Source organism: Streptomyces niphimycinicus, from assembly GCF_018883605.1.
Lineage (GTDB): Bacteria > Actinomycetota > Actinomycetes > Streptomycetales > Streptomycetaceae > Streptomyces > Streptomyces niphimycinicus.
The window spans coordinates 1-3,853 of sequence record NZ_JAHLEM010000753.1; the positions used below are offsets into that span (position 1 = coordinate 1).

The 3,853-nt window shown below is 67.9% G+C and carries 3 protein-coding genes and 1 pseudogene; 2 read left to right on the plus strand and 2 right to left on the minus strand.

What is annotated here, in order from left to right; all coding sequences use genetic code 11:
- Nucleotides 1-196 precede the first annotated feature (196 nt).
- Nucleotides 197-1,207: a chitinase gene (locus tag KN815_RS41835; RefSeq protein ID WP_216347007.1), complete on the plus strand. Its 1,011-nt coding sequence runs from the start codon at nucleotides 197-199 to the stop codon at nucleotides 1,205-1,207.
- Between the two features lie 84 nt (nucleotides 1,208-1,291).
- Here the strand turns inward: KN815_RS41835 and KN815_RS41840 are convergent, their stop codons facing one another.
- Entirely contained in the window at nucleotides 1,292-2,146 is an 855-nt protein-coding gene (locus KN815_RS41840; protein WP_216347008.1) for a S1 family peptidase, read from the minus strand.
- Between the two features lie 126 nt (nucleotides 2,147-2,272).
- On the opposite strand from KN815_RS41840, the gene KN815_RS41845 reads away from it, so the two are divergent.
- Nucleotides 2,273-3,625 carry a M14 family metallopeptidase gene (locus KN815_RS41845; RefSeq protein WP_216347009.1) on the plus strand — a complete coding sequence of 451 codons (1,353 nt, stop codon included), beginning with the start codon at nucleotides 2,273-2,275 and terminating at the stop codon, nucleotides 3,623-3,625.
- Nucleotides 3,626-3,733: 108 nt separating this feature from the next.
- Here KN815_RS41845 and KN815_RS51155 read toward each other — a convergent pair.
- A pseudogene (locus KN815_RS51155) lies at nucleotides 3,734-3,853 on the minus strand (DUF4232 domain-containing protein); the annotation flags it as partial.

Genomic DNA, 3,853 nt, shown 5'->3' on the forward strand with positions numbered 1-3,853 from the left:
GGGATGGGCCAAGGGGGCCGGGGCGCAAGCGCTCGGCCCCCTCATCCGCATTTTTCACCCTCATGTGCAGGGAAGATGTCGCGCGGGGTTGACAACGGCATTGGTCTGGACCACCTTATACGCACGCCACAGGGGCCCCTGAACACGCATTCGCAACACCACCCCCACACCTCTCCCCCCACCTACGGAGGCTGTCGTGGTACGCGCACAGTTCACCAAGCGGCTGCTCGGAGCCGCAGCAGTCGTCGCCATCGCCGCCGGAGGGCTGATATCCGCCGGCTCGGCCAACGCGTCGGAGGAGCACCCCGACGCGAAGCAGCACGCCGCCGCAGTCCCCGAGCACGCCGTCACCGGGTACTGGCAGAATTTCGACAACGGCGCGACGAAGCAGAAGCTCTCGGACGTCCCGGACGACTACGACATCATCGCGGTCGCCTTCGCGGACGCCACCGGCTCTCCCGGAGCGGTCGACTTCAAGCTCGACCCCGCCACCGGCTACAGCGACGAGCAGCAGTTCAAGGACGACATCAAGGCCAAGCAGGCGGCCGGGAAGTCCGTGATCGTCTCCGTCGGCGGCGAGAAGGGCTCCATCTCGGTCAGCGACGACGCCTCGGCGGACGCCTTCGCCTCCTCCATCACCGGCCTGATGGACAAGTACGGCTTCAACGGCGTCGACATCGACCTCGAGAACGGCGTCAACTCCACCTACATGACCAAGGCTCTCAAGGCCATCCACGACAAGAAGAGCGATGTCGTGGTCACCATGGCGCCGCAGACCATCGACATGCAGTCGGCGTCCACCGAGTACTTCAAGACCGCGCTGGCCATCAAGGACTTCCTGACGGTGGTCAACATGCAGTACTACAACAGCGGCTCGATGCAGGGCTGCGACGGCAAGGTCTACTCCCAGGGCTCGGTCGACTTCCTCACCGCCCTCGCCTGCATCCAACTGGAGAACGGCCTCGACCCGTCCCAGGTCGGCATCGGCGTGCCCGCCTCCACCAGCGGCGCCGGCTCCGGCTATGTCGAGCCGGGCGTGGTCAACAACGCCCTCGACTGCCTCGCCAAGGGCACCGGCTGCGGCTCGTTCAAGCCGTCCAAGACGTATCCCGGCATCCGTGGCGCGATGACCTGGTCCACCAACTGGGACGCGGCCGGCGGGAACGCCTGGTCGAAGGCGGTCGGCCCGCACGTCCACGGGCTGTAGACCCGCAAGGCGCGAACGACAGTTCGACGTACGCCGGTGCGCCCCGCTCACGCCATGCGGGGCGCACCGGCGTACTGATGTTCGCTACGGCTTGGGCAGCGCACACCCCGCCAGGTTCAGGTCGATCTTGTTGCCGGTGGTCACGCACTTGGTGATGCCGTAGGTCTCCTGGGCGTAGTTGATGCCCCGGCGCACCGTCACCGCGCCGTTCTCGTCCACCTCGCACGGGTTGTTGAGGGTGCAGCGGCCGCCGTCCTCGTTGCCCGTGTTGTTCACGGCCACGACCTTGCCGGACGCCGGGTCGACGACGGGAGAGCCCGAGGTTCCGCCGATCGTGTTACAGGCGGAGGTGTAGCGGACCGAGTCCTTCCAGGTCCAGTCCCCCTCCTTAAGACGGTATGCAAATCCGTCGATATTGCAGGAGTAGATCTTCTTCCAGTAGCCGGAGACCACATTGATGGCGGAGCCCTGGGTCGGGTGGCTGTCCGACAGCGGCAGCGCCTTGATGCCGTACGCCGACTGGATCTGGGCGTATGTCGACGTGAGCTGGTACAGCGAGATGTCGGTGTCGGTCATCGTCGCGTACGCGACCTTGCTCGCGCGTACGGTGCCGGCGCTGCCACCCGAAGCGGTCAGCAGGGTGAAGCTCCGGGTCGACGGCTTGTCGACGATCACCTCTCCCGCGCCGGGGAAGCCGCTCTCCAGGCAGTGGCCGTTAGAGAGCACGAGCGCGGGGTCGGTGTCGGCCGAGCCCGGCGTCCGGACGACGGAGCCGGAGCAGTTGCTGAGCGCCACCGTGCCCGCGAAGTTGACCGCCTTCGGAGCCTTGGCGGGGGCCTTGGCGGGAGATGCGGCCGCCGCGGGCGCCGCGCCCGCGCCGACGAGGGTCGCGCCGCCCAACAACAGGGCCGAGAGCGCACCGACGAGAGATCTGTTCATGCGGGGGGTTCCTTCCCTCGATGAGAGATTCCTTCGGCTTCGACCATTTCCCACCCTTGCGCATGTCATGCGCATGGCCGAACACTGGCGCAGCAGTCGCTCGCCCTTAACCCCCCAGGAGATGTCATGCGACGTCGCATCCGCGGCAGACGGGCCACCGCCCTCACCGCCTTGCTCACCCTCGCACTCGCCGCCCCCATGGCAGCTCAGGCCGACGATCCCGCTCCACGGCCCGGCACCGGCCGCACCGCATCATCCACTGCCCAGGGCGCCGACGAGAGCGTGCGGCAGTACGAGGTCTCCGGCCCCGCCACCCGGGCCGACCGCTCGGCCGTCGCCGCCACCGGCGTGTCCATCGACGAGGTGGACGCCCGCTCCCTGGTCGTCACCGCCGACGCGGCGCAGGCCGAGCGGCTGCGCGCGCTCGGCTACCGGCTCACCGCGCTCCCGGGCCCGCCCGACCGCAGCCAGGGCAGGGCGGCCAAGCCCTTCGACTTCCCCTCGGCCGATGCGAAGTACCACAACTACGCCGAAGCGAACGCCGAGATCAACGCGACGGTCGCCAAGTATCCGTCGATCCTCAGCAAGCGCGTCATCGGAAAGTCGTACGAGGGCCGGGACATCGTCGCTCTCAAGATCAGCGACAACGTGGCGACGGACGAGAACGAGCCCGAGGTCCTCTTCACCGCCCATCAGCACGCGCGTGAGCACCTGACCGTGGAGATGGCGCTCTATCTGGTGCGGCAGTTCACCGAGGGCTACGGCAGCGACTCCCGGATCACGAACGCGGTCAACGGCCGGGAGATCTGGATCATCCCGGATGTGAACCCGGACGGCGGCGAGTACGACATCGCCACCGGCTCCTACCGGAGCTGGCGCAAGAACCGCCAGCCCAACTCCGGCTCCTCGTCCGTCGGCACCGACCTCAACCGCAACTGGGACTTCAAATGGGGCTGCTGCGGCGGCTCCTCCGGCTCCCCCGGCTCGGAGACCTACCGCGGCCCCAAAGCCGCGTCGGCCCCCGAGGTGAAGGTCGTCGCCGACTTCGCCCGCAGCCGCGTCGTCGGCGGCAAGCAGCAGATCAAGGCCGCCATCGACTTCCACACCTACAGCGAACTGGTGCTGTGGCCCTTCGGCTGGACGTACGACGAAACCACCACCGGTATGACGCGGGACGACTACGACGCCTTCGCGGCGGTCGGCAAGAAGATGGCCGCGAGCAACGGCTACACCCCCGAGCAGTCCAGCGAGCTGTACATCACCGACGGCGCGATCGACGACTATCTGTGGGGCACCCAGAAGGTCTTCGCCTACACCTTCGAGATGTACCCGACCGGCTCCGGCGGCGGCGGCTTCTACCCGCCCGACGAGGTCATCGACCGCGAGACCAGCCGCAACCGCGACGCGGTGCTCCAACTCGTGGAGAACGCGGACTGCATGTACCGCTCGATCGGCAAGGAAGCGCAGTACTGCACCTGAGCCTGAGCCGGGCCGCACGGCCCGACGCGAGCGCCGTCCCGGCGGGGAGCCCGCCGGGACGGCACCCCGCGAGGCGTCGGCTGTTGGCATGGCACAGCTCTGAGCTGGTCAGCCGATGGGGTTGACGAAGGTGCCGGGATGGGTGGCGCCGCGCTGGTCGACAAGGCTGTCGGACTCCCAGGGCCACTCGATCTTGAGGGACTTGGTCTCGTTGGGCGGGGTGATCTC